This is a genomic window from Bacillus cereus group sp. N14 (assembly GCF_016483555.1).
GTDB lineage: Bacteria > Bacillota > Bacilli > Bacillales > Bacillaceae_G > Bacillus_A > Bacillus_A wiedmannii.
This window is the reverse complement of record NZ_JAEHBQ010000028.1, coordinates 12,307-38,140: the sequence shown is the minus strand read 5'-3', so window position 1 is coordinate 38,140 and position 25,834 is coordinate 12,307. Positions and strand designations below refer to the sequence as shown.

The following is a 25,834-nucleotide window of genomic DNA, read 5'->3' as shown; positions in this document are numbered from 1 at the left end:
CTCATCCCTCTTCACGTTTCATCTGCAAAAATATCTCTATCTCATCAATAGAGAATCCTTTGCGATATAACGCTTGTTTCATCTTATTTTCGAATGTCCATCCATCATACTTCTTATATTTCTCATAATATTTATTCCCATGATAGTGTAACGCTTCTTGTTGCTGTTCGTCATCTTTTTCGTCTTTCAATTCTTCCAAACAAATTTGAATCACATCTCTAGAATATCCTTTACGAACAAGCATTTCGTCTAACTTAAGCTTCATTTGTAAAAAGGAATGCTTTTGATAAGACCTTTTCTTCTTTTCTATAAGAAGTAAAGCATTCTCAATTTGCTTTTCCTTCGGATATTCTTGTAAACTATGTGTAATAATTAGATCCTGAACACCTTTATTTAATAATTCTCTTTTAATAACAGTTGGACCCTTTCGATTCACATTACTTTGCGTTCGTGTATATAAAACAGCGTACTCTTTATCATTAATATATCGATCATGTAATAATTTCGAAACGACTTCAGAGATGACGGCCTGTCCCACTTCTTTTTTTCGTAAATAGTCTTCTACTTCTTTTTTTGTTCTCATTTGATAGGATAGATAGGAAATTGCTTGTAAATATGCTTTTTGTACCTCTTCATTGTATAAAATATTCCCTAACGCTATTTCATCAATTTCTAATCCTTTTTGTAATCCATGTTTCATTAAGATTACTTGATCCACACTAAATCCGTATTCTTCACCTTGACCTTTATCAATATAAATATTAAATCGTTCTTTCGATCGTTTTTGCACTTCTATTTTTGTAATGACAGCCATACTCTCACCTCTCTATTATTTTAACATAGTCAAGGAACGTTTTTGCTTTTCAAGAATATATATAATGAGGAGGAAATAATTGTGAGAATCGCAATTTCTGGTGGTACCGGCTTTATCGGTAAATACCTTTCTACTTTTTTTATTCAAAAAGGATATAATGTTTACATTCTTACTCGAAACAAAACTACTGAAACTTCCCACCCTAACCTTCAGTATGTACAATGGACACCAGATTTACAAACCTTCCCCCTCGCTTCTATCGATGTAGTTATTAATCTAGCTGGAGAGTCTATTAATAGTAGATGGACAAAGAAACAAAAGGAATCCATTTTAAACAGTCGAATTCAAACAACAAAAGGACTCATTAAACAATTGCAAACACTTGGTACAAAGCCAAATACATTTATTAACGCAAGTGCTATTGGATACTACGGAACGTCTGAAACTGAGTCTTTTACAGAACAGCATGAGATTCCTGGAAATGACTTTTTAGCAAATACAGTATATTCATGGGAACAAGAAGCATCTAAAGCACGTTCTCTTGGAATGCGAACAATCTACGCAAGACTTGGAGTTGTATTAGGCGCAGACGGAGGAGCTCTTCCCAAAATGCTACTCCCCTATCAATTCTATATTGGAGGTACAATTGGATCTGGAAACCAATGGTTATCATGGATTCATATAGACGATGTCGTTCGCCTAATTGATTTCATCATACACAAAGAAGAAATTGATGGCCCTTTTAACATCACAGCTCCCCTACCTATAAGAATGAAGGAATTTGGAGAAACCATTGCAACTATAATGAAAAAACCTCATTGGTTACCTGTCCCTTCATTTATGCTTCACACTTTATTAGGTGAGATGAGTATACTTGTACTCGAAGGACAACATGTATTACCTAGTAAAGCAATTGAACATGGGTATCAATACACATTTCCGGCAATAGACCATGCATTACAAAATATACTTTCGCATACAATGTAGTACTTCTAAAACACAGTTTTACAAGGTCCCTTTCAAAACTTTCATTTTCTAGAATCCGGAGCATTATTACACAAATAACCTTTCAGTTACTTTCCCTTAAATTCCATTAATATTGTAAAGTAACAGAAATGAGGTACCTATGAAAATATTGCTCAAACAAGCCATTGTCTATCCTATTACATCCCAAAAATTTCAAGGGGATGTACTCGTTATAGGAGAAAGAATTGCCGAGGTCAAGCCTTCCATTCAGCCTACTCAAGATATGACAGTTATAGACGCTCGTGCTCTTCATCTTTTACCTGGATTTATTGATGTCCATACTCATCTTGGTCTCTATGATGAAGGTACTGGTTGGGCTGGCAATGATGCAAATGAAACATCTGAAGTTTCAACACCACATATCCGTTCTTTGGACGGAATCCACCCTTTTGATATTGCATTTCAAGATGCTGTACAAAACGGAATCACAACTGTTCACGTTATGCCAGGAAGTCAAAACATTATCGGTGGTACGACTTGTGTAATAAAAACAGCTGGAACTTGTATTGATCATATGATTATTCAAGAACCTGCCGGCTTAAAGATTGCCTTTGGAGAAAATCCTAAAAAGGTCCATAGTAATGGAACAAAAGAATCCATAACACGTATGGGAATTATGGGATTACTTCGGGAATCATTCTATGAAGCACAGCACTACGGGCATGAAGCTGATTTTCGAATGCTTCCTATCTTAAAAGCATTACGCCGCGAAATACCCGTACGTATCCACGCTCACCGAGCAGATGATATTAGTTCTGCTCTACGCTTTGCAACAGAGTTCAATCTCGATTTACGTATTGAACATTGTACAGAAGGACACTTTATTGTTGAAGAACTTTCGAAACACAATTTGAAGGTTTCAGTTGGCCCCACTCTTACACGCCGTTCTAAAATCGAACTTAAAAACAAAACATGGGATACTTACCATATATTATCGAAAAATGGTGTAGAAGTTTCTATAACAACAGATCACCCTTATACACCAATTCAATATTTAAATATTTGTGCTGCTGTCGCAGTAAGAGAAGGATTAGACGAAAAAACTGCACTAGAAGGAATCACCATATTTCCAGCACGAAATTTACGTTTAGAGGATAGAATTGGAAGCATTGAGGTTGGAAAAGACGCTGATCTTGTGTTATGGACTCATCATCCTTTCCATTATTTAGCCAAGCCTGTACTAACCATGATTGATGGAAAAATAATTTACAAAAAAAATAAAAAAAACTAGTTTATTTTTTTGACTAGATAAAGTATTATACGATTATAAACTGAATGAAACCATAATCAATTTGTGTCGTGATTATCATTTTCAAATTGATGAATGGGGAAGGCAAATGGTGCGCCACCAGCGTTAGAAACTGGTTCTAGTGGGTTCGATTCCCACCCCGAAATTTTTTAAAGATTGATATAAAAATTTCGAGGGTGGGGTGTTTTTTCGTCATGCTACCCTCGTGTGAGGAGGAGTTAGTATGTTGAAAAAACGCGACTTACACGACAGCCACGTTCTATACGAGTTAATGGTGGACCCAGCTGTCTTCCCTTTTGTGCGTCAAAAGGCTTATTCTTATGAAGAGTATTTATTTTTAACGAAACAAACGATTGAAGCTGAAGAGCGTGGGGAATTAATTTCACGCACAATTTTAGATGAATGGGGTAACCCTATCGGAACAATTACTTTATTTGATGTGCAAGAAAAAGCCGGATTTCTCGGAACATGGCTTGGCAAACCCTATCATGGAAAAGGCTATAATAAATTGGCGAAAGATTCATTTTTTAGTGAACTTTTCTATGAATTAGATATTGAAACAATCTTTATGCGTATTCGTAAAATAAATATTCGTTCTATTAAAGCTGCCGAAAAACTACAATATGTAAATCTAGCAAACGAAACAAGAAAAGCCGTTTATGATGAAATTAACGCAAATGAAGAAGTATATAACTTATATGAAATCCCAAAAGATCAATATACACTTGCTACAATGCGAGATACAACGTTCCAAGATGCTCACCAATTAAAAGAAGCATAATCTAAATTTTTAGAAAAATTAATTAATCATTAACATTTTGCCATATACGTATATCACCCTATGTCTTTGGGAACGATAGATAGTGACTTTAGGACACGAGGTGATTTGTAATGGATAAAAAGAAACGTGACAAAACAAAAAACACATTATCTAGTACACAAGAAGTTCTTTACCAACGAGAATTTCGCAAAGCAGATCGCGCAGCGGGTTATCGCTCGAAAAGTATTTAAAGTGAGAATGAATAATTAGAAGTTTTCCCCCCTAATTATTCATTCTCATTACATATTTTTTCTACGTGATAGAATAGACAAAAAGGTTCCTTATAAATAAGGAACCTTTTTTGTGTGGATAACGTTATCCACACAATTTATAGAATTGTGAATAAATTCAACAAATCCTTCACAATTTTATATGTTGTAACGCATAGTAAATGTTAGAATTGTGGATAATTTTCTAAAAATTGTGGACAATGTGGATATAGTTGTTAATATTTCGACTTTACTGTTTAATGAAAGCGTAAGCTTCATGTGGATAAGTTACTACTTTATCTTATAAAACAATAAAGAACCCTCTTTAAACATATAAAAGAGGGTTTCATATTAAGTAAATAATTGTGCAAGAGCAGGTGATTTAATAGGTATATGATTCGGTTCTACATGATTTTCTGTCAAAATTGTATCCACAATATGACCAGCTGGCTCCGGACGATAAATGCTTTTCATCGCTTCTTTCATTTGAAGAAGCTTCATATCATCTTGTAATAACGCCTCTGTCTTTGCAAAAACCTCACTATCATCACGAATGACAACTGCAGCTCCTTTTCTTTCAAAGTACATCGCATTTTCATTTTCTTGCCCTGGAACAGGTTTATATAAAATGACAGGTACTTGCAATGCTGCCGCTTCACTTAACGTAATACCGCCTGGCTTCGTAATCATACAAGAAGTAACACGGAATAATTCATCAATATTTTCAACATAACCAAATACTTTTAATGCATCAGGATTTTTTTCCTGTACTCCTAATAAATCCTGTTTTAACGCTTCATTCTTTCCACAAACGACAACTACTTGTAAATCAGGTAATGACATAAATGATTGGCATAGTTCTTTTACACTTCCTAATACCCCATGAGCACCTGCTACAATTAGTAAAATCTTTTTATTCTTACATAACTGATATTTATTATATATAATGTCTGGATTGATCTTCAGCTCAAAACTACTACGAATCGGAATTCCAGTTTCAACAATTTGCTCCGAGGGCACACCAATATCAACCATAATTTTTTTCACGTGATCCGTTGCTACAAAATAACGATCTACTTCCCGATGAATCCATATTTTGTGCACACAAAAATCCGTTAATACGTTATAAACAGGAATTGAAATACCTGTTTGCTTTTTTAACTCTGGTACAGCTATGATCGGAAAAGTATTAATAACAATATCCGGTTTCTCTGCTTGTAAAAGTAATTTCAAACGTTTTCTTCCAAAGTTCGCATACCAAGATGCTATTTTTTTATCATAAATTTTTTCTACGCCATAATAAAACAAACGGTATAATTCTTTTCCTATTGTATAACTTTTTAAATATAAATATTTTGTAATATCGGTTATAACTGGATGTGATTCTCCGAACAAATCGCATACAATTACATCTTTAATTCCTTTTTGGCGAAATGTTTGTTCTAATGTTTTCGCTACTTGCACATGACCATTACCGTAATGTGCAGTTAATATTAAAACCTTGGGGTTTTTTATCAAACAAATCCACTCCTAGCTTATTGTTTCTCCATATTGCATATACGACAATAGGAAAAACATTTTCCTTAAAAATTACATAAACAGATTCTAATACTTCTCTTTCAGCTATGTACCTGTCGTGGATATGCAAAGCATATAAGATTGACCCCTTAATCCTATCTGTGCTCATATCTTTACATTATACTTTCCTATAAGAGCTTTCGCAATAACTTACAAATGTTCTCTATTCCATGATACTCACTCTTTTACTTCTTAATTCTTTTTACTATTTTGATTTCCCTTTACAATTATGTAAATTTCTCCACTTAATCCTTACAAAAATATGGATATTCTATTTTTAGTATACTCTTTTCTATATACATACTCTAGGTTTTATTGTAAAGAAAGCAAAAAGCCTAATCCAATATTTGGATTAGACTACTTGTAAAATATGTCTTGCTTGCTCTACATTTTTTTCAGTAGGTGGTTCTACATTCGCGAGTGGATACTTATGCCCAAGTGCCTCCCATTTATATACACCAAGCTTATGATATGGTAGCACTTCAACCTTCTGAACATTAGACAGGCTTTGAATAAAGCTAGATAATTTTTGTAGATCCTCTTCATTATCCGTAACACCAGGAACTAATACGTGTCTTACCCAAATTGGTTTATTTTTATCCGATAAATAACGAGCAAATTGTAAAATATGTTCATTTGGTTTCCCTGTTAATTTACGGTGTTTCTTTGAATCAATATGTTTCAAATCCAATAAAACTAAATCTGTGTAATCCATTAAAATATCTAGCTTATTTTGGAATTCTGGTTCTTCAGAATAACAACCACCCGAAGAATCAATTGTTGTATGAATTCCAACTTCCTTACATTTCTTAAATAATTCAATTAAGAAATCTAGCTGTAATAATGGTTCACCACCACTAACTGTTATACCGCCTCCAGAAGCTTCAATAAAAGGAAGGTAACATGTCACATCCTGCATTACTTCTTCAACTGTTATTTCTTTTCCTTTACCGATCTCCCACGTATCAGCATTATGACAGTATTGACAACGCAATAAACACCCTTGTGTAAATATGACATAACGAATTCCTGGGCCATCAACAGTACCACAAGACTCTACAGAATGAATTCTTCCTTTTATCATGTTACTTCCTCCTTTATTGAAGCAGCCCCCCTCTGCTATTTATAAAAAGCAGAGGGACACTTTTTCACTTACATACTTTCATGCATTGTACGATTAATTACATCGATTTGTTGTTCACGAGTTAATTTAATAAAGTTTACAGCGTAACCAGATACGCGAATTGTTAATTGTGGATATTTCTCAGGATGTTCCATCGCATCCATTAATGTTTCACGATTAAATACGTTAATATTTAAGTGATGGCCTTCTTTTACTGCATAACCATCAAGCATTGATACTAAGTTACGTACTTGTACATCATCTTCTTTACCAAGTGCTTTTGGAATAATAGAGAATGTATTAGAAATACCATCTTGTGCATCTTCATATGGTAATTTAGCTACAGATAATAATGAAGCTAATGCACCTTTTGTATCACGACCATGCATTGGGTTCGCACCTGGTGCAAATGGTTCTCCAGTACGGCGACCATCTGGAGTGTTACCAGTTTTCTTACCGTATACAACGTTAGATGTGATTGTTAAGATCGACATTGTATGAACAGAATTTCTGTATGTTTTATGTTTACGAAGTTTATTCATAAATGTTTTTACAAGATTTACAGCAATTTCATCTACACGGTCATCATTGTTACCGTATTTAGGGAAATCTCCTTCGATTTCAAAGTCAACTGCAATTCCGTTTTCATCACGAATTGGTTTTACTTTTGCGTGTTTAATTGCACTTAAAGAGTCTGCTACTACAGATAGACCCGCGATACCTGTTGCCATTGTACGAAGAACATTTGTATCATGCAGTGCCATTTCAATACGTTCGTAGCTATATTTATCATGCATGTAATGAATAACATTTAATGTGTTTAAATATAGACCTGCTAACCATTCCATTGTCATATCAAACTTACGCATAACTTCTTCATAATCTAATACTTCAGAAGTAATCGGTGCGTACTCAGGACCAACTTGTGCTTTAGATTTTTCATCTTTACCACCGTTAATCGCATATAGTAATGCTTTTGCTAAGTTTGCACGTGCGCCGAAGAACTGCATTTGTTTACCAATTCTCATTGCAGATACACAACAAGCAATTCCGTAGTCATCGCCGTAGTCAGCACGCATAATGTCATCATTTTCATATTGAATTGCTGATGTTTTAATAGACATTTTCGCACAGTAGTTTTTAAAGTTCTGCGGTAATTGTTTAGACCAAAGAACTGTTAAGTTTGGTTCTGGAGCTGGTCCTAAATTATCTAATGTATGCAAGAAACGGAATGAGTTCTTTGTTACTAATGGACGACCATCTAATGCTATACCACCGATAGACTCAGTTACCCAAGTTGGGTCACCAGAGAATAATTCATTATAATCAGGTGTTCTTGCAAATTTCACAAGACGTAATTTCATAATGAAGTGATCCACAATTTCTTGTACTTCTTCTTCTGTTAAAGTACCATTTGCTAAATCTCTTTCAATATAAATATCTAAGAATGTAGAAGTACGTCCAAGACTCATTGCAGCTCCATTTTGCTCTTTAATCGCTGCTAGATATGCAAAGTATAACCATTGGAATGCTTCTTGTGTATTTGTTGCAGGCTTAGAAATATCAAAGCCATGAGAAGCAGCCATTTGTTTTAACTCTTGAAGTGCACGCATTTGCTCAGATAACTCTTCGCGTAAACGCATTGTATCTTCACTCATTACACCGCCAGTTAAATTCAAATCAGCTTTTTTCACTTCAATTAAATGATCAATACCATATAATGCTACGCGTCGGTAGTCACCGATAATACGTCCACGTCCGTATGCATCTGGAAGGCCAGTAATTACACCTGATTTACGAGCCGCTTTCATTTCTGGTGTGTATGCATCAAATACACCTTGATTATGCGTTTTTCTCCAGTCTCTGAAAATACGACTAAGTTCTTTATCCATTTCGTATCCATAAGATTCACAAGCTTGTTCCGCCATACGAATACCACCATATGGTTGTAAAGAACGTTTAAATGGTTTTTCGGTTTGGAAACCGACTACTTTTTCAATATCTTTATTTAAATATCCTGGTTCATGTGATGTAATAGAAGAAACAATTTTTGTATCCATATCAAGAACGCCACCGTTTTCACGTTCTTTCGTTGTTAAATCCATTACTTGATCCCAAAGTTGTTTCGTTGCTTCAGTTGCTCCCGCTAAGAAAGATTCGTCTCCTTCGAAAACGTTTACATTATTTAAAATGAAATCGCGAACATCAATCTCTGCTTTCCATTTTTCACCTTTAAAGTTTTCCCATGCGTTTTTAACATTTTCTAATACTTGAGTCATCCTAATCTCCTCCATTTTTGATTAGTACAGGACTAAGATTTTTTATATAACAGCTTACACACTTAGAATACTACTTTTTTGCTAAAGTGAACGAAATAGTTGTGACATGTTTGTGAAATGTTGAGCAAACTACTATATACATAGTGTTAACTTCACTTAAAACTCTTTATAATTAACCCTTTCCTTAATTGTATTTTTTTGGTATCCTTATATACGAGTCCTATTTTGTAATATAAGAACAATACCCATTGTAGAGCTGTAATACTCTTATCTCCTAATCTGTTATAGTTTTTATAACAGAACAAAAAAAGTGTACATATGTTGTACACTTTTTTTGTTACTACTCTAAAACATCTCTTTTTCTATTCCCATCATAGAATCCACCACGGCTACCTTCTAATACAATTAATTGCTCTAATCCTTCTATATGATCACCTATAATTCGCAAGACAGCTGGAGGATGACCTATTTTTGCAAAATGTTCACTGGGACGAATGCGGTTCATCTTATCGACCTCTACACGACTTACACACGCAATTTCGAATCCTGAAAGAATAGCTTTCACTTGCGCTACGCAAGGTGACAATAAAGACCTATACCCAATTGATTTCAAACACTTTTGGCTAAACGCATTAGGTACAGCGATAAGAGATCCTACTCCTAAATCTTTTCTATCACAAGCTAAATTTAATGCATATTTAAATGCAGTTACAAGATGAAGTGGTACTCTTAAATCTAAATAATGATTTAGATCATTTAATGCGACATCCATTCCATCTGCAATAGCTTTTGCAAATGGATATAGCTCACTAGCTGGAATAACAAAATCACCGTCTATAAATAATACAATTTCTCCTTTGGCGAAATAAGTTCCAAGTGAACGCCCCACATCGTTGCCAAGTGCTTCTTTATATACAATTGTTGTTGCTCCCTTGTCTTTTGCAATCGTTGCTGTTTTATCAGACGAACCATTTACAACAACGATAATTTCAAAAGGTTCAATTTTGCGAAGCTCTTCGATAACATTTCCAATTGTTTTCTCTTCATCTTGTACAGGAATAATGACCGATAATTGTTTTCCTTTATACAACTTAGATGTAACGCCCCATCCTTGATAAAAATCTTCGAAACTTAAAGTATGATAGACACACTCTCTTTTCCTATTTCCATCATAATACCCTCCGCGCTCATCACTGCCTACTATTCGCTCCGCTACAGCTTCTATATGATCACCTATCATCCGTTTTTCAGATTGAGAAAGACCCGTGCCATACGCAGCATGCTCGGCCGGCCGAAATTTATTCGGTGTAATAACGTCAATTGCACAATGACGACTAATTCTCCATTTGCTTTGTACTAGGCGTAAATGAGCGACAATAGGATTAACGAAACATTCATATCCAATGCTTTGAACAACTTCTTTCGTCAATGCATGCGGTACAGCTAATAAAGAATCAATCTTTAATTCTTCGCGCTCTAATATTGCATTTAATATTTGGCGCCATACTGTCACGGCGTGCGGTTTTTGTTTCTTTAAAAATAATGCGTCCAAATTATTTAAAACGATGTCGGCCTGATCATGTAAAATCGGATTCAGGAATAATTGTAATTTTGAAGTTTGAATAGCAAAATCTCCATCTATAAATAGTAATACGTCACCTATCGCGTGTTTTGCGCCAATCGCGCGGCCAACATCGTTCCCTAGTAGCTCTGTATGCTTGATTACTTTACACCCTAAACGATCAGCAACCTCTTCTGTACCATCGTTACAACCGTTTGCTACTACAATAATCTCTATTGGATTTAATCCTTTTGCCGATTGGATAACATCTGAAATCGTTTCAGCTTCATTACATACAGGTATAATGACCGATAGTGACTTAGCCATTATTTTCTTCACGGAACCACTTAATAGTTTCTTTCAATCCTTCTTCCCATGTTACTTCTGCTTGAAACTGAACAAGTTCTCTTAATTTCGCAACATCTGGTCTTCTATTTGGAATTTCTTCAAAACCATGTGGGTACACCTCTTCAAAAGGAACTTGGACAATCTTTGAAGAAGATTTCGTTAGCTTTTTAATTACTTCTGCTACTTCTTTTATACTCTTTTCATTGTCAGAACCTATATTAATAATTTCACCATTTACCTTCTCATCCATTGCTCGAATCGTTGCCTCTACCGCATCACTTACATACGTGAAGCAACGTGTCTGCTTTCCATCTCCATATACGAGAATGTCTTCTCCTTGCAAAGCTGCACGGATAAATCGTGGGATTACCCCTGCATACGGACCATCTTTCGCTCTTGGACCATAAATATTAAAATAACGAACAATCGTGACAGGTAAACCTTCTAATGCGTAGCCTAAACATAATGTTTCTTCTAATGTTTTACAAATTGCATAACTCCAACGTATTTTTGAAGTTGCCCCGTATAATCGATCCCCCTCTTCAGAGAAGGGTGGCTTTGCCTTACCATATACTTCTGAAGTAGAAGCAAAGACTACTTTCTTCTTTTCTTTTAGCGCTGCTTGTAAAATGTTTCTCGTTCCATCAAAATTCGTTTCAATAAGCTCTATACTCTTTTCCATTGTCGTTTTCACACCTAAAATTGCCGCTAAATGAAAAACTACATCATGTTGATTTACTAATTCATAAATAGAATTTTTATCTAAAACACTTATTGGAATAACCCGAATTTCTTTCATTAACTCATCATGATATTTATTTTTCCCTTTATAGAAGTTATCAACAATCGTAACCCTATAGCCTCTTTTCACCAGCTCTTCAGCTAAATGTGATCCAATAAATCCTGCTCCACCTGTAATTAAACATTTCTTACTCATACACTCACCTTCTTTATAATTCCACGCGTATCTATTACTCGCTTCATTCCTTTAAAAAGCTTCCAATCGATATTAGAGTGATCAGTTAAAATTAAAATACAACCCGCTTGTTTAACGACTTGTTCATCCAAAGAAACAGATTGGTACACCTTATCTCCAAATTTTGCAGAAGAAATATATGGATCGTGATATTCTATCTCATATCCTTCTTTTATTAACAATTCGATAATTGGCAACGCTGGTGATTCTCTTAAGTCATTTACATCTTTCTTATACGCAATTCCTACAATTAAAACTGATGCAGGCGATTGCACCATGCCTTTTACTTTCTTAACTATTTTCTCTGGCATTTCTTCATTAATCACATGTGCTGCTTCAATTAATTGACTAATTGTCCCATTCTTTTTTATCCTCCATTGGAAATATAAAGGATCTACTGGAATACAATGTCCTCCTATTCCTGGTCCTGGCCAATATGGGGTAAATCCAAACGGTTTTGTAGATGCAGCTTCAAGCGCCTCATAAAAATCAATTCCTAAACTTTCACATAGTGTGTTTAACTCATTTACTAAGGAAATATTGACTAGGCGCTGAATATTTTCAAATAACTTACACATTTCCGCTACTTTCGGAGAACTAACTGGAACAACTACATCAAATGTAGTGCTATACAACTCCTGAACTTTTTGTTTACACTTTTCTGTTTGTCCACTAATAACTTTTGGAATCGTTTGAACAGAATAGTGACTATTAGCCGGATCAATTCTCTCAGGGGAATATCCGATATAGAAATCTTCTCCTACCTTTTTACCTGTTTGAGAAATAATAGGAATGATAACTTCCTCGAGTGTACCTGGATATGTGGAGCTTTCAAAAATGAAGGTTTGTCCTTTTTGAAGATTTTGTTGTATATAATGTGAGGCTGAAATGAGGGCACTTAAGTCTGGTTCTCTTTGTTCATTAATCGGAGTCGGGACAGTAACAATAACATAATCACTATTTTGAAAATCAGCAATGCCTTGATCCGGTGTGTTCACTATTAATTTTTTTTTCACCAATAAACTTTGTAACTCTTTAGAAGAAACATCCGGAATATAGCTTTCTCCTTTTATAATTGATTCTATTTTTCTAATATCTTTATCTAACCCAAGTACTGTATGCCCTCTCTCTGCAAAATGGACTGCTAAAGGAAGGCCAACATACCCTAAGCCAATAATAGCTACTTTACTACTATTCATTTGTATTCTCTTCTTCCCTTCTCAATTGTTGAATGATATCTCTATCTCTATCTCCATCCGTAAAGCCACCGCGTTCGTCTGTACATTGTAATAAATACGCAATCGCCTCAATTTGATCACCGAAAATACGATCAAATGCTGAAATACGCCCATTTACAAATTCGTGTTGCTCTGGACGTACTCGATTTGTTTTTATAACATCTTCTAACTCTACTGCTGTAATAGAGAATCCTTCTAAAATAGCTTTCACCTGAGCTAATGGAGGAATCACAAGAGAATCATAACCAATTTTCTCTATTACCTTCTTATGAATGGCATGTGGTACTGCTGTTAGTGAGTTATTCCATAAATCTGGTCGTTTCGCTACCAAATTCAAAAAGTATTTTCCCATACTAATTGGATCTGCTGGATGAAATATATCTAATAAACACTGCAAATCATTTAATGCCACATCACTTCCACCTTCAATAGCACACAAAAATTGAACTAGTTTTTTTGCCGGAATAACAAAATCTCCATCAACGAATAAACAAATATCTGCTGTAGCATGCATGGCACCTATCGCTCGTGCTACATTGTGTCCAAGCGCCTTCGTAAATTCAACAACAATAACATTCTCTAGCTTTACTTGTTTAACAGTCTCAATATCTGCTCCATTCACAACAACAATAATTTCGTCTACCCCTGCTTTTTTTACTTCTTGTATAACAGATCTTATAGTCATTTTTTCTTCTGACACTGGTATAATCGCACTATATTTCGCTTTTTCCTTCTTTAATACAACTGGTTTATATTTCCCTATAAACTCTCTATCTCTGTTCCCCTCCGAAAAACTACCGCGTTTACCATATGTTTCGATTACGTATTGTAAAGCACGTAAATGATCGCCCATAATACGGCTAGTCGCTTTCGGATAAGGTGAACCCGGTGATGTGCCCGTATGAACAGGACGAACTTTATTTGTGTAAATGACATCAACTGAAGCCATATCAGAAATATTTACTCCTCTAGACATCGCCATTGCTTGAAATAATGCTGGATCTGCTAAATTCCACCACCCCAGTTTTTCAATCACTTCACGACTTATCGCATGTGGTATTGCAATTAAAGATCCTACAACAAACTCTTTCTTGTTCAAATAACGATTTAACATATATTTTCCAACCGTCGTATAATGCGGTCTCATCTTCAAATAAACGGACCATGTTAAATTATTTAAAACAATCTCATGTCCTTGCTGTATTCCTTTAATAAAATTGTATAATTCTTCACTTTTCATAACGATATCACCATCTAAAAATAAAACAATTTCACCTTTTGCTTCTCTAGCACCAATTGCCCGTCCCACATCATTACCAAGGGAATATCTATAATAAATCACACGGCAATTATGCTGTAATGCTATTTCTTTCGTACCATCTGTCGATCCATTATCTACTATGATAATTTCATATGGTTCCAACTTTCTCACTTCTACTAAAACTTTTGATAAAGTACTTGCTTCATTATGCACTGGAATAACAACTGACACTCTCATACTTGTATCACTCTTACCCTTCCAAGCGAACATAAGCAATAATAGGAATACGTACAACTACATCTTCTGGTGGTCCATAAGAAGGAGAAGTACGTACAATTACTGCCCCATCTGTCACAGATAAAAGAACTCCTGCAATGATTTCTACAGCTGTCACAACTTGCACTAGTTCACCAACATGGTTACGTAATTCATCAGTAAATAACATATATAACTCTCCTTTCTTACACTTCTTTAATTGATATAATACTTGTAAATGGTAATAAAACTTCTGTTCCTATTCCTTCTTGCAATGTTAAGAAATCATCACCAACTGCTACAATCACACCAGTTAACTGTCCAACTGTCACAGTAATTTCTACGTTTTTACCCAAATATTGCTCTGCAATTTCTTTAAAAGGTGATGTATTACATTCTTTTAAAATGTTACAAATAATAGATTGGAATCTACTTGATTCAATAACTTCTTCCGTAGCTTGCTTAGAGTTTCTTTGAATAAATCTCGCGAAGTTTTGTGAAAATAAAAGTCTCTCCACAGCAGGCAATAACTTATTATCTAAAAAATAATCTAATTGTCTATTAAACAATCTCGATAGCTTTTTCCAATATTTACCGAACAAACACATACACTTCTCCTCCTAGTATTTTTAAAGTATAAAAAATACATCTATACATCTTAATGTATACAAAGCAGACTTTTTTGTGATAGGTAAGACATACATTTTTCAAAGAAACAATCTTTTTTAATCACATAAAAAAGATAGATGGTATCCCATCTATCTTTATATATATTTTAATTTTTAATTGTAACAATGGCAGCTGCACTATAATAAACCGCTCGTGGTAATTCAGCCTGTTCACTTATAGAAGCTGTAACAAGTGAACCACCACTTGCCGAGAAATACTTAACAGCTTCTAAAGGAATACCATCTTCTTTTACATCAATATGCGTTCCATCTCGCCAATCTATTTTCTGCATTGTTGCTGAAAGGTCCCCAGTCACTTTACCAAATTCTTTACCATCCACCCCTAAAAAGATCCATTCCCACTTTGTTAAACTTAGTACTTGTTTCAACTCTCCAATTTTCTTTCCATCTATATTAGAAAAAGTATAGAAATTGCGTACTCCCTTCTCCTTTTGAACACGCAACAACCTTTCTCCCGAGTGATTATATAAATAAAATTGTTGCTTATGTAGTCCCTTAAAAAGAAAAGAAAGTACAGCTTGCCATACACGTTGAATAACCAAATCATACTCTTCTTTTAAAAATCCTACTGCACTGCCATCTAATCCAAAGTACGTTATTACTTGAAATACTCCTACCTCTTTGCGAACAACAAATTTTTTTTGCTCAAATAATTCAGAAGTCTCTATATGATTATTTTCCTGTTTAAGCATTTTTGACCTTCGTTTTTCCATAAAACTATATATTAATAATCCAAATGCTGGTAGTACAACACTTATTAATTTCAAATTTTCTTTCTCCGAAGTGAATAGCATCCCTTTTTTATATTCCATCACTAATACAATTGCGACGATAATCCATACAATGACAGATGCAAAAAATATGCGTTTTGCATTACGTGCGTGATGCTTATGTATACTCATATCCCTCCCCCTTTTCCATTTATCCCGCTATTCGCCGGGCAGTAAGATCCCCACTGATTAAAGTTTCACTTTATTTCATTATCCCATTGCCCCTACACTTCCTCAATAAAAAAAGACTATCCAATAGGATAGCCTCTTATACTTCAATATTTCGCAACATCGTATAAATGTCGTTATTCACTTTACCAAACGATTTAATATTATTTTGAATGTTAGATAATAAAACGACATACACACTTCCGTTTTTGCTAAATCCATTTAAACAATTCCATCCTGGCATTACACCGTGATTCGAATAACTTCCCGGGTCTACATACCAACCAAATCCGTAATCCTTTTTCACAGCCGTAAACATTTGATCATAACTCTCTTTTGAAATCAGCTTTCCAGAGAAGAGTGCTTCATTAAATAAATATAAATCATGTGCACTTGTATATATATCACCACAACCATATAGTTGTGACATACTTGGAATATTAGGTGTTGTCATATTGTTATTTACTATTTTATAACCTGTCGATGGAAACCTTGTTTGCTCTAGCCCTTTGCCGAAACCAGACTGCTTCATACCCGCAGTAGCAAAAATATGTTGTTTAATATATTCTTCTAACGGTTGTCCACTTACCTTCTCAGCGATGTAGGCGAGTATCGAATAGTTCGAATCGGAATATTTCCATTTCTCTCCTGGACTCCCTACACGCTTTTGCTTTCCTATTCTTTTTATCAATTCTTCATGAGAAATATCCTCTGTTCCCTGCTCATACTCTGGAATTCCTGAAGTATGTGTTAGTAAATGTTTTAACTGAATACCATTACCTTGAGGGAAATCAGGAATATACTTTGCAACCGTATCCTCTACGTTTAATTTATTTTGATCCTTTAATTGCATAATAGCAGTCGCTACAAATGCCTTTGAAATAGAACCAATATAAAAAGTTGTCTCTGAATTATTCGGTACTTGTTTCTCTTTGTTCGCCATACCGTATCCTTTATTCAAAAGAACTTTTCCGTTCTTCACAATAACAGCTGTCCCGCTAAATCCTGCGTTTTGTAAATATTGATCTAATTGAGCGTTTTCATTAATTTCTTGAGGTGGTCCCTCAGCAGGCTTTTCCACAGCTTGTACTTGCTCTACTTGTTCTTCCTGCTCTTTTTGTTTTTGTGCTTCTTGCTTCTTTTTTTCTTCTTCTTTCTTTTTTAGCTCTTCTTGTTTTTTCATTTCTGCTGCCGCTTTTAAAGTTTCCTCTTTCTTATTATGCGTAACAATTTTTGTATACATGAAATATACAAGCGAAAATAGTAGAACAAGAATGATTGTTCTTTTTATGTATACAATCGGCCGACGTGATTTCCCATTAACATTATTTTTTTCTTGATCCATGATTGCCCTTTTCCCCTTATTTACCGATAATTTACTTTAAATCTTTTCCCTATATTATGGATAATCTATTCTATAACATCACTACTTTATCACGCACTGCACATATTACCAACCTATATGTATAAAAAAGAAAAAGAAAATTTACAAAAGTAAGATTCCCGTTAAATTGTTAACATAAAAAGAGGATATCCTCTAAAAAAATTGATGTTATCAATCTTTTGGGATATCCTCTTATCTCATTATTTATACGTGTTTTTTCATATCATCGGCAACAGATTCAACATTTGTACCTACGATAACTTGGACACTCGTGTTACTTAATTTCATAACACCTTTTGCACCAGCACGTTTTAATGCTGCTTCGTTTACTTGACCAGCATCTTTCACTTGTAAGCGTAGACGTGTTGCACAGTTATCAATAACTGTTAAGTTCTCTTTTCCACCTAAAGCTGCTACGTAAGTTTCACCAATTGAACCTGCAACTGGCGCATCATCCTCTTCAGCTAACTCATCGTCATCTTCACGACCAGGAGTTTTTAGGTCGAATTTCTTAATTAAGAAGTAGAATACTACAAAGTAAATTACTGCGTAAATTAAACCGATTCCCGCTAGCAATACTGGTTTTGTTGCAATACCGAAGTTTAAGAAGTAATCAATTGCACCGGCACTAAATGTGAAACCATCGTGAATGCCAAGTGATGTTGTTACAAATAAAGAAATACCTGTTAACACAGCATGAATACCGTATAATACTGGTGATAAGAACATGAATGAGAATTCAATTGGTTCTGTAATACCAGTTAAGAATGAAGTTAATGCTAGACCACCTAACATACCTGTAACCATTTTACGTTTTTCTGGCTTAGCCGCCGCAATCATTGCGAAACATGCTGCTGGTAAACCGAACATCATAACTGGGAAGAAACCAGTCATAAACATACCTGCTGTTTTATCCCCTGCAAGGAAGCGAGCAATATCACCATTTACAACATTACCTGCTGCATTTGTAAAGTCACCAAATACGAACCAGAAGTATGTGTTCATTACGTGGTGTAAACCAATTGGAATTAATAGACGGTTTAATAAACCAAATAGACCTGAACCAACTGCACCTAAATTAACAATTCCATGAGCTAATGCATCGATGCCATTTTGAATTGCTGGCCAAATTTGAGCGAATAGAATTCCTAATATTAGCATCACAACCGATGTAACAATCGGAACGAAACGTTTTCCAGCAAAGAAACCTAACCATTCTGGAAGTTTAATCTTATGGAATTTATTATAAAGGAATCCTGCTATAACGCCGACAATAATACCACCTAAAACTTTCATATCCACTTTAGTCGATAATTCGGCGGCCTTAGATACTTGTGTCATTGTATCTGCCAGCTTAGATGGATCTACATTTGCGCTATTGCCTATTAAATCTTGAACTTTACCTAATTTATCTTGTAATTCTACAGTAGAATATCCCTTACTAAGTGCATCAATACTGTTTTTCATAACCAGATAACCAATTGCACCTGCAAGACCTGCTGCACCACTACCATCAACTGAAAGACCGATTGCAATACCAATTGCAAAAATAAGTGCTAAATTATCAAAAACCGCTGCGCCGGCCTGTGCCATAACAGGAATATCAAATACATCCGGTTGCCCTAAACGAAGCAATAATCCTGCTGCTGGTAGTACGGCGATTGGAAGCATTAACGCTTTACCAATACGTTGTAAAAACTGCAACATTTTAATTCCCCCTATCAAATTTATGAAATCGTTATCATTATAAGTACGCTTTAGAAAACGCTTTCTATTTACATAACCATAATAACATATAGTTGTATAGATGTGTAGTTTTTATTTTTGAATTTTATATGGATAAATCTCCTATTTCCAAACTGTTATATAAAAGGAAAATTCTCCTTTTTTAATATAGAATACTCGAAACGAAATACCTACTATAGAACATGTAACTTTCGTTTTATCATTCCACCTTTTCATGTTATTATTTATTTCCGAGCATATCGGGAAAAGTAAACGTAGTTAATTCGAAATAGGAGCGTTGGTACTATGCAGTGCATTGAAACAAACAACTTACAACAGTTGTTAGAACAAGTAAAACCATATACAAAAAAAGGAAATCTTGCTACTTATATCCCCGAACTAGGAAATGCAAATCCAGATGATTTAGGGATTGCCATTTTCCATAAAGAAACAGAATACATCCATGCTGGCAACTCACAAACACTATTTACTCTTCAAAGTATTTCAAAAGTAATTACACTTGCACTTGCCCTTTTAGATCGTGGTGAAGAATATGTATTTTCTAAAGTTGGAATGGAACCAACTGGTGATCCATTTAATTCTATTATTAAGTTAGAAACGACAAGTCCTTCTAAGCCACTTAATCCAATGATTAATGCAGGGGCACTAGCCATTACAAGCATGTTAACAGGAAAAGATAATGAAGAAAAAATGGAGCGTATCCTTCATTTTGTACGTGAAATAACAGATAATCCTACTATTAATTATTCTTCTAAAGTTGCCAATTCAGAATTAGAGACAGCTTACTTAAACCGTTCACTTTGTTACTATATGAAACAAAACGGAATTATCGATTGTGATATCGAAGAACTTATGGATTTATACACTCGTCAATGTGCAGTTGAAGTAAACTGTATCGATTTAGCACGTATTGGCTTAATTTTTGCGATGGATGGCTATGATCCATATAAGAAAAAACAAATTATCCCTAAACATATTACAAAAATCTGTAAAACATTTATGGTTACATGCGGTATGTATAACGAGTCTGGTGAATTTGCGATTCGTGTTGGTATTCCAGCAAAAAGTGGCGTAGCTGGTGGCATTTTCGGCTGCGTAAAAGGAGAAATGGGAATTGGTATTTTCGGACCGGCTTTAGATGCAAACGGAAATAGTATCGCTGGTTTTAAAATACTTGAACTTCTTTCTGCTCAAGAAGGTTGGAGCATTTTTTAATTCAGAGTTATCCTGCTATACTAGCGGGATTTTTTTATTGCATAAAAACCTCAACTTTATCAGCTATCCATACCCTTACAAAAACCGTACTGAAAGTTTCTCTATATCATGCATATTTGCTCCCCCCTACTGAATAATATAGTACAACCTAGCGCTATATGTGGAGGTGTGAAAGATGAAACTAATATTTCAAATGGAAAAACAGCCTGTTCTTGAAAAAACAATTCTTCTTTTTATATTGAGTATTGTAGAAAGCTTGAAGTTAAAAGTTGTTTCACTCGATGAAGCTCACCGATACATATTCAATTTAGAAGTGCTTGAACTATTAATGGATCGGAACATCGATGATCAAGTACTTGAACTTATTCATTTCGGAATGGGACTTGAAGACATTCATCATGTACTTCCTGAAGAACTGGAGCATACTATCGAAGAATTAAAGTGGCTTTGCATTCAAGTGTTAAGTGAATACAGTATGCATGAAGAATCGGAACAATTAATTGAAGATATACGTTGAAAAAGCACCTATGTAGGTGCTTTTAATGTTTTTTCAAACTATTTTTATACGTTTCAATATTTACTGGTAGTTCTTCCTCTTCTAAAGTATGTTCATTTACATCTTTATGAATGAACGCACCTTTAGGCGGTTGATGGTCATGCCCTTTTTTCTTATGATCAAATGCTTTTCCGCGTCCCATACGAATCCCCCTTTCTTTAAAAGAAATCCGTATTAGTATGGGGAAAAGTACGTCGACATATGCAATCCTTTGCCGTATTTCCAAGGAAATACTCGAACATTGTTTTCTGTTCTCCTTACAACAACTGATCGATCCCAATAAGAATTAATAGCACGCCCGCAATAACAGTAGCCCATTTCCCTAAGTATTCTGCTAAAAATCGTTTTCCTACATAAGCAAAACCACTAATACAAATAAAACTAAACACCCCAGAAATAGTTGCTGTAAGCCACAGATTCAAGTTTGTTACCCCCGCGTCAAATCCACCTGCAATATTATTAATAGACAACGCAACCCCTAAAACAATTGCTTCTGAAAAACTAATTGTTTTAGAACCATCAAAATCTGCTTTTTCTGGATCACGTAAAATTCCCATAAGTACATTACCATCTTTAGAACCTACAGTATTTCTTTGCCCCAAGAAAGGCTGGCACAAAATAAACACACCGATTATACCTAAAACGATTGCTCCAATTAGGTTTGCAGTAAACTCTGAAATAAATAACGCTATCCAGTTCCCAAAAAAGCCAGCTAATAAAGTAAATAAAAAACCAAAAAATGCGATGATAAAATTGTTAAGCCACGAAATTCGAATTTTACGAATGCCATATGCAATCCCAACACCTGCATTATCTAAATTAGAAGCAATACCGATTAAAAAAATTGAAAATAGACCTGCCGTACTCATAAATAGCCACCCCTTTTTCTCACTTTTCAATGCATATTATGAAAATGTTGAGCAACTGTGCCTGTCTGTTTCATATACATGTAAGAAATGCTCAACATTTTTTCAACAATAAAAAAGGAGTGCCTTCACTATGCCTAAAGAAAACCCAAATGAGCGGCTTAGTACATTAATAAAAAAACTTTTAAAAGAACGTGCCTTATCCATGCGTCAATTAGGAATGCATACAAATATTGATCCCGCAACAATCTCAAGAATTATGAATGGTAAACAACCGCCAAAACAAAAACATCTACAAAAATTTGCAGAGTGTTTGCAAGTTCCACCCCAATTGTTATTTGATGAAATGTATCCTGATTCTCCTCACATTAATAAAGAAAAGACGGATATGTACACATCTCTTGATACAATTCAGCAAACGCTACAATCCTCTAACTTATTCGATTTCGACTATACAACAACTCGCGTAAAACAAGAACTTGAAAACTATGAACGCTATGCTCAGACAACAGAAGGTGAAAAACGTATTCATGAAAGTTTCGCGAGTAAATTAGAACAAATTGATAGCGCTGGTCCTTTTATTGAACAATTAACCGATATGTATCAACAATTTTGCAATGAAACTATCTCAAAAGAAGAGCGTGCAGTTCTTGGAGGCGCATTACTGTATTTCATTTTATCGACAGATATTATTCCCGACTATCTCTTTCCAATTGGCTATTTAGATGATGCAATTGCTGTTGAATTAGCGAAAGAAAAATTAATCGAACTAAAACGAAAAACATAGAAAAATAAAGAACTATTTCAGTTGTTTCTGTTCAACTCTGAAATAGTTCACTAAAAAGTCGTACAAGTATACATACCTGTACGATTTCAACACACTAATCTATTTTTTCGTGTGACACCATTCATATATAAATGCTGTTATTACTTTTGTAAATTCAATTAACTGTTCTACTTCAACTTTCTCATTTATTGAATGAGCTTCTTCTAATGTACCTGGTCCGTAAATAACAGCTGGAATATGAAATTCACTAAACCAACCACCATCCGTTACCGTTGCAGACATATCTAAAATTGCATTTTTAGATAGAATTGATTCGTGTACTGAGCTAAGAGTTTTTACTGCTGCATGTTCACTATCTACTTCTAAAGAAGGGAAAATTTCGCCACGATCCACAATCATTGATTCTCCGCCCCACTTAAATTGTGGTGGATTTTCACTTAACCATGGATCAGCAGCCGCTACTTTCTCAATATACTCTTCAATTTCTTTTATTATTTGTTCATGTGTTTCATTCGGATAGAAGTGCACCGTTATCCATAACCGGCACTCATCCGCAATAAACGCTGCATGCCGTCCGCCTTCAATAACAGCTGGGTTAATTGTTGTTGTTCCAGATGGATAACCTTCATATGTTTTCATAACTGCCCAATGACGCTCTAATTCTTGTAAACTTTGCACAATTTTCATCATTTTTTCAATCGCACTCGCTCCGAATAAACGTCCTCCAGCATGAATCATTTGCCTGCGTGTTGCATCATGAAACGTCTGGGGGCTTTTCACAGTAATCCATCCAGTAATTACGCCGCCCTGTCCTTGCATATGTAAATCACTTGTATCCACTACGACTGCAAAATCAGCATCATAACCTCTTTTGCAGCATTGAAGTGTACCTGCTTCTCCAACTTCTTCCCCAATTACTGATTGAAAGATTAAATCTCCAGGTAATTCAATGCCAGCTTCTTGTAAAAGTTGAATAGCAAATAGTGCTCCAGCCAGTCCTCCTTTCATATCCGCCGCACCACGTCCAACTAACCAACCATCTTTTATAAATGGCTCAAACGGATTGGTTTCCCACGCTTCATCTGCTGATACTTCAGCTACATCCACATGTCCATTAATAATAAGACTTTTATGTGTGTCACTTTCTAGCCCTTTTCTTACCCCAACAACGTTCGGGTCATTCGGATATACATCCCATTTATCAACACTAAAATTTCGTTTTCTTAGAAAACCTGCAACAAATTCTTGCGCCTCATTTGTGTTTCTCGCCGGCGGTGCTGGTGTTTCAAAACGAATTAAAGTCTTTGTAAGCTCTAGTAACTCATCTTTTCGTAAATCAATCTGTTCTAATAGCTGTGAAACTTCTTGATTCATCGCTAATTCCCCTTTGCATACATAGTATGTTTCCAGCTTTATTGTCACAAAAAAAGAGACTGTTTACAATTTTACAGTCTCTTTTTTTAGCATAAGTTTCTAATATATTTACAAACTTTCTGCCTCTGTTGTATTCGTTTTTTCAATATGTTCTACCTTACGTGCCTTATTTCTTGTCGCACGGTAAAACAGTAAACAAACAATCATAAATGGAATACCACAATATAATGCCATTCTTTGTTCTGGAATAAAAGCCATACCAACAATTACTGTTACATTTAATACTAACGCAAGCAGTGGTACGAATGGATACAGCGGTGTTTTAAATTTCAAGTCCTTTACATCCCCGCCCTGCTTAATGTATGACCTTCTAGCCAATAAGTTAGATAGAGCGATAGATGCCCAAACTAATATTGCCCCGAACCCGGCAATAGAAAGTAGCCATAAATAAACTGTATCTTCCGCATAAATACCTGATAGTAATGAAAGGCAACCTACAATTGTACTTACAATCAATGCATAAATAGGAACACCATTTTTAGATAACTTACCGAAAATTGGACTAATCATTCCTTGATTAGACATAGACCATAGCATACGAGAAGTTGCATATAATCCTGAATTCGCAACGGATAGAACCGCTGTAATAATAACGAAATTTATAATATCGGCTGCATAAGGAATACCAATTTTATCAAATACAACTACGAATGGACTTTCTATCACTCCTGCTTGCTGCCAAGGGAATAAGCCTGCAAGAATGAAAATAGATAATACAAAGAACACAAGTATACGCCAAACTGTATTATTAATTGCCTTCGGAATCGTTTTCTCTGGATTTTCACTCTCTCCAGCTGCAATACCAACTAGTTCCGTTCCTTGGAAGGAAAAATTAACTGCAATCATCGTAATTAAAATGGCTGATAATCCATTTGGAAACAACCCACCATAATCAGTAAAGCTAGAGAACATCGGTGCTGGTTCATTTCCTTTCATATCTAGAAAACCAAACATTGCTGCCCCGCCTAAAATAATAAATGCAATGATTGTAATTACTTTAATACTTGCAAACCAAAATTCAACTTCTGCAAAACTTCTTGAAGATAACGCATTGATAGCAAAGAGAAGCACCGCAAACGCTACACACCAAATCCATGACGGTACATCAGGAAACCATCGTTTCATTAAAATACTAACTGCAATCAGTTCAATACCTATCGTAGCAGACCAGTTTAGCCATGACATCCAGCCGACTACATAACCCGCTGCAGGGGAAATGTGCTTTGTAGCATACGTTTGATAAGATCCTGCGTCAGGCATCGCAACAGCTAACTCTCCGAGACAGAGCATCGTTAAATACATAACAAATCCTCCAACAAGATACGCTACAATCGCTCCTCCAGGCCCAGCCTCATGGATTGTATACCCAGATCCTAAAAAAAGACCGGTACCAATAACTCCTCCAAGTGCAATCATAAATATGTGCCTGCTTTTCAATTCCCTTTTTAACCCTTGGTTTTGGTCCATCATATAATTCCCCCC

Annotated in this window: 25 protein-coding genes; 7 read left to right on the top strand and 18 right to left on the bottom strand. The window is 35.2% G+C overall.

Annotated features, from left to right (window positions below; translation table 11 throughout):
• Position 1: 1 nt before the first annotated feature.
• Positions 2 to 814 (bottom strand): recombination regulator RecX, encoded by an 813-nt coding sequence (gene recX, locus JDS82_RS26015; RefSeq protein ID WP_000268506.1) that lies wholly within the window; start codon positions 812 to 814, stop codon positions 2 to 4.
• An 81-nt stretch (positions 815 to 895) separates the two neighbouring features.
• Between recX and JDS82_RS26010 the strand changes: the two genes are divergently transcribed.
• The 4 genes from JDS82_RS26010 (at position 896) to JDS82_RS25995 (ending at position 4,100) form a co-directional block, all read left to right on the top strand.
• On the top strand, positions 896 to 1,801 hold the full coding sequence (locus JDS82_RS26010; protein ID WP_001216942.1) for a TIGR01777 family oxidoreductase: 906 nt from the start codon (positions 896 to 898) through the stop codon (positions 1,799 to 1,801).
• Between the two features lie 139 nt (positions 1,802 to 1,940).
• The gene (locus JDS82_RS26005; RefSeq protein WP_000698306.1) at positions 1,941 to 3,071 is read left to right on the top strand and encodes an amidohydrolase; all 1,131 of its coding nucleotides are present in this window, start codon (positions 1,941 to 1,943) and stop codon (positions 3,069 to 3,071) included.
• A 241-nt stretch (positions 3,072 to 3,312) separates the two neighbouring features.
• Positions 3,313 to 3,870: a GNAT family N-acetyltransferase gene (locus tag JDS82_RS26000; protein ID WP_000914737.1), complete on the top strand. Its 558-nt coding sequence runs from the start codon at positions 3,313 to 3,315 to the stop codon at positions 3,868 to 3,870.
• A 110-nt stretch (positions 3,871 to 3,980) separates the two neighbouring features.
• Positions 3,981 to 4,100, top strand: coding sequence for a YfhE family protein (locus JDS82_RS25995; RefSeq protein WP_000358487.1), 120 nt, complete (start codon positions 3,981 to 3,983; stop codon positions 4,098 to 4,100).
• A 369-nt stretch (positions 4,101 to 4,469) separates the two neighbouring features.
• Here JDS82_RS25995 and JDS82_RS25990 read toward each other — a convergent pair whose 3' ends face one another.
• The 13 genes from JDS82_RS25990 to JDS82_RS30270 form a co-directional block, all read right to left on the bottom strand.
• Complete coding sequence (locus tag JDS82_RS25990) at positions 4,470 to 5,636, bottom strand: diglucosyl diacylglycerol synthase (protein WP_000594705.1); 1,167 nt, start codon at positions 5,634 to 5,636, stop codon at positions 4,470 to 4,472.
• Positions 5,637 to 6,048: 412 nt separating this feature from the next.
• On the bottom strand, positions 6,049 to 6,780 hold the full coding sequence (gene pflA, locus JDS82_RS25985) for a pyruvate formate-lyase-activating protein (protein WP_000589743.1): 732 nt from the start codon (positions 6,778 to 6,780) through the stop codon (positions 6,049 to 6,051).
• Between the two features lie 68 nt (positions 6,781 to 6,848).
• The gene (gene pflB, locus JDS82_RS25980; protein ID WP_000195475.1) at positions 6,849 to 9,098 is read right to left on the bottom strand and encodes a formate C-acetyltransferase; all 2,250 of its coding nucleotides are present in this window, start codon (positions 9,096 to 9,098) and stop codon (positions 6,849 to 6,851) included.
• Positions 9,099 to 9,438: 340 nt separating this feature from the next.
• On the bottom strand, positions 9,439 to 10,986 hold the full coding sequence (locus JDS82_RS25975; protein ID WP_046958170.1) for a glycosyltransferase family 2 protein: 1,548 nt from the start codon (positions 10,984 to 10,986) through the stop codon (positions 9,439 to 9,441).
• Positions 10,979 to 11,944, bottom strand: coding sequence for an NAD-dependent epimerase/dehydratase family protein (locus JDS82_RS25970; protein WP_199714152.1), 966 nt, complete (start codon positions 11,942 to 11,944; stop codon positions 10,979 to 10,981). The genes JDS82_RS25975 and JDS82_RS25970 overlap by 8 nt, the downstream gene beginning before the upstream one ends.
• Positions 11,941 to 13,182 (bottom strand): nucleotide sugar dehydrogenase, encoded by a 1,242-nt coding sequence (locus tag JDS82_RS25965; RefSeq protein WP_048567305.1) that lies wholly within the window; start codon positions 13,180 to 13,182, stop codon positions 11,941 to 11,943. Before JDS82_RS25965 ends, JDS82_RS25970 begins: the two co-directional genes overlap by 4 nt.
• On the bottom strand, positions 13,175 to 14,719 hold the full coding sequence (locus JDS82_RS25960) for a glycosyltransferase family 2 protein (RefSeq protein WP_048567304.1): 1,545 nt from the start codon (positions 14,717 to 14,719) through the stop codon (positions 13,175 to 13,177). The genes JDS82_RS25965 and JDS82_RS25960 overlap by 8 nt, the downstream gene beginning before the upstream one ends.
• 13 nt (positions 14,720 to 14,732) lie before the next feature.
• Positions 14,733 to 14,927, bottom strand: coding sequence for an LSm family protein (locus JDS82_RS25955; protein ID WP_000899469.1), 195 nt, complete (start codon positions 14,925 to 14,927; stop codon positions 14,733 to 14,735).
• Positions 14,928 to 14,943: 16 nt separating this feature from the next.
• A complete protein-coding gene (locus tag JDS82_RS25950) occupies positions 14,944 to 15,345 on the bottom strand; it encodes an LSm family protein (RefSeq protein ID WP_000335522.1) in 402 nt (133 codons plus the stop codon).
• A gap of 167 nt (positions 15,346 to 15,512) precedes the next feature.
• Complete coding sequence (locus JDS82_RS25945; RefSeq protein WP_048567303.1) at positions 15,513 to 16,328, bottom strand: hypothetical protein; 816 nt, start codon at positions 16,326 to 16,328, stop codon at positions 15,513 to 15,515.
• Positions 16,329 to 16,464: 136 nt separating this feature from the next.
• A complete protein-coding gene (locus JDS82_RS25940; protein WP_199714151.1) occupies positions 16,465 to 17,709 on the bottom strand; it encodes a serine hydrolase domain-containing protein in 1,245 nt (414 codons plus the stop codon).
• A gap of 243 nt (positions 17,710 to 17,952) precedes the next feature.
• A complete protein-coding gene (nagE, locus tag JDS82_RS25935) occupies positions 17,953 to 19,455 on the bottom strand; it encodes an N-acetylglucosamine-specific PTS transporter subunit IIBC (RefSeq protein ID WP_076542192.1) in 1,503 nt (500 codons plus the stop codon).
• Between the two features lie 141 nt (positions 19,456 to 19,596).
• Positions 19,597 to 19,710 (bottom strand): transcriptional regulator, encoded by a 114-nt coding sequence (locus tag JDS82_RS30270; protein WP_074651593.1) that lies wholly within the window; start codon positions 19,708 to 19,710, stop codon positions 19,597 to 19,599.
• 69 nt (positions 19,711 to 19,779) lie between these two features.
• Between JDS82_RS30270 and glsA the strand changes: the two genes are divergently transcribed.
• Together glsA and JDS82_RS25925 are read left to right on the top strand one after the other, a co-directional pair.
• The gene (gene glsA, locus JDS82_RS25930) at positions 19,780 to 20,709 is read left to right on the top strand and encodes a glutaminase A (RefSeq protein ID WP_061676732.1); all 930 of its coding nucleotides are present in this window, start codon (positions 19,780 to 19,782) and stop codon (positions 20,707 to 20,709) included.
• A gap of 175 nt (positions 20,710 to 20,884) precedes the next feature.
• Positions 20,885 to 21,226 carry a DUF3969 family protein gene (locus tag JDS82_RS25925; protein WP_000766602.1) on the top strand — a complete coding sequence of 114 codons (342 nt, stop codon included), beginning with the start codon at positions 20,885 to 20,887 and terminating at the stop codon, positions 21,224 to 21,226.
• Between the two features lie 22 nt (positions 21,227 to 21,248).
• On the opposite strand, the gene JDS82_RS25920 is transcribed toward JDS82_RS25925, so the two are convergent.
• Positions 21,249 to 21,407, bottom strand: coding sequence for a hypothetical protein (locus tag JDS82_RS25920; RefSeq protein WP_000532411.1), 159 nt, complete (start codon positions 21,405 to 21,407; stop codon positions 21,249 to 21,251).
• Between the two features lie 115 nt (positions 21,408 to 21,522).
• Entirely contained in the window at positions 21,523 to 22,134 is a 612-nt protein-coding gene (locus tag JDS82_RS25915) for a manganese efflux pump (protein ID WP_000100745.1), read from the bottom strand.
• Positions 22,135 to 22,264: 130 nt separating this feature from the next.
• On the opposite strand from JDS82_RS25915, the gene JDS82_RS25910 reads away from it, so the two are divergent.
• Positions 22,265 to 22,918: a DUF1232 domain-containing protein gene (locus JDS82_RS25910; RefSeq protein WP_001123723.1), complete on the top strand. Its 654-nt coding sequence runs from the start codon at positions 22,265 to 22,267 to the stop codon at positions 22,916 to 22,918.
• Between the two features lie 99 nt (positions 22,919 to 23,017).
• Here the strand turns inward: JDS82_RS25910 and JDS82_RS25905 are convergent, their stop codons facing one another.
• Together JDS82_RS25905 and JDS82_RS25900 are read right to left on the bottom strand one after the other, a co-directional pair.
• A complete protein-coding gene (locus tag JDS82_RS25905) occupies positions 23,018 to 24,292 on the bottom strand; it encodes an acetylornithine deacetylase (protein WP_001071204.1) in 1,275 nt (424 codons plus the stop codon).
• A gap of 108 nt (positions 24,293 to 24,400) precedes the next feature.
• Complete coding sequence (locus tag JDS82_RS25900; RefSeq protein WP_000969239.1) at positions 24,401 to 25,822, bottom strand: amino acid permease; 1,422 nt, start codon at positions 25,820 to 25,822, stop codon at positions 24,401 to 24,403.
• Positions 25,823 to 25,834: the final 12 nt, after the last annotated feature.

Excerpts from the sequence above, each read along its gene's own strand:
- recX (WP_000268506.1), bottom strand. The coding sequence starts at position 814 with ATGGCTGTCATTACAAAAATAGAAGTGCAAAAACGATCGAAAGAACGA.
- JDS82_RS26005 (WP_000698306.1), top strand. The coding sequence starts at position 1,941 with ATGAAAATATTGCTCAAACAAGCCATTGTCTATCCTATTACATCCCAA.
- JDS82_RS26000 (WP_000914737.1), top strand. The coding sequence starts at position 3,313 with ATGTTGAAAAAACGCGACTTACACGACAGCCACGTTCTATACGAGTTA.
- JDS82_RS25995 (WP_000358487.1), top strand. The coding sequence starts at position 3,981 with ATGGATAAAAAGAAACGTGACAAAACAAAAAACACATTATCTAGTACA.
- pflA (WP_000589743.1), bottom strand. The coding sequence starts at position 6,780 with ATGATAAAAGGAAGAATTCATTCTGTAGAGTCTTGTGGTACTGTTGAT.
- pflB (WP_000195475.1), bottom strand. The coding sequence starts at position 9,098 with ATGACTCAAGTATTAGAAAATGTTAAAAACGCATGGGAAAACTTTAAA.
- JDS82_RS25975 (WP_046958170.1), bottom strand. The coding sequence starts at position 10,986 with ATGGCTAAGTCACTATCGGTCATTATACCTGTATGTAATGAAGCTGAA.
- JDS82_RS25970 (WP_199714152.1), bottom strand. The coding sequence starts at position 11,944 with ATGAGTAAGAAATGTTTAATTACAGGTGGAGCAGGATTTATTGGATCA.
- JDS82_RS25965 (WP_048567305.1), bottom strand. The coding sequence starts at position 13,182 with ATGAATAGTAGTAAAGTAGCTATTATTGGCTTAGGGTATGTTGGCCTT.
- JDS82_RS25960 (WP_048567304.1), bottom strand. The coding sequence starts at position 14,719 with ATGAGAGTGTCAGTTGTTATTCCAGTGCATAATGAAGCAAGTACTTTA.
- JDS82_RS25955 (WP_000899469.1), bottom strand. The coding sequence starts at position 14,927 with ATGTTATTTACTGATGAATTACGTAACCATGTTGGTGAACTAGTGCAA.
- JDS82_RS25950 (WP_000335522.1), bottom strand. The coding sequence starts at position 15,345 with ATGTGTTTGTTCGGTAAATATTGGAAAAAGCTATCGAGATTGTTTAAT.
- JDS82_RS25945 (WP_048567303.1), bottom strand. The coding sequence starts at position 16,328 with ATGAGTATACATAAGCATCACGCACGTAATGCAAAACGCATATTTTTT.
- JDS82_RS25940 (WP_199714151.1), bottom strand. The coding sequence starts at position 17,709 with ATGGATCAAGAAAAAAATAATGTTAATGGGAAATCACGTCGGCCGATT.
- nagE (WP_076542192.1), bottom strand. The coding sequence starts at position 19,455 with ATGTTGCAGTTTTTACAACGTATTGGTAAAGCGTTAATGCTTCCAATC.
- JDS82_RS30270 (WP_074651593.1), bottom strand. The coding sequence starts at position 19,710 with ATGAAAAGGTGGAATGATAAAACGAAAGTTACATGTTCTATAGTAGGT.
- glsA (WP_061676732.1), top strand. The coding sequence starts at position 19,780 with ATGCAGTGCATTGAAACAAACAACTTACAACAGTTGTTAGAACAAGTA.
- JDS82_RS25925 (WP_000766602.1), top strand. The coding sequence starts at position 20,885 with ATGAAACTAATATTTCAAATGGAAAAACAGCCTGTTCTTGAAAAAACA.
- JDS82_RS25920 (WP_000532411.1), bottom strand. The coding sequence starts at position 21,407 with ATGGGACGCGGAAAAGCATTTGATCATAAGAAAAAAGGGCATGACCAT.
- JDS82_RS25915 (WP_000100745.1), bottom strand. The coding sequence starts at position 22,134 with ATGAGTACGGCAGGTCTATTTTCAATTTTTTTAATCGGTATTGCTTCT.
- JDS82_RS25910 (WP_001123723.1), top strand. The coding sequence starts at position 22,265 with ATGCCTAAAGAAAACCCAAATGAGCGGCTTAGTACATTAATAAAAAAA.
- JDS82_RS25905 (WP_001071204.1), bottom strand. The coding sequence starts at position 24,292 with ATGAATCAAGAAGTTTCACAGCTATTAGAACAGATTGATTTACGAAAA.
- JDS82_RS25900 (WP_000969239.1), bottom strand. The coding sequence starts at position 25,822 with ATGATGGACCAAAACCAAGGGTTAAAAAGGGAATTGAAAAGCAGGCAC.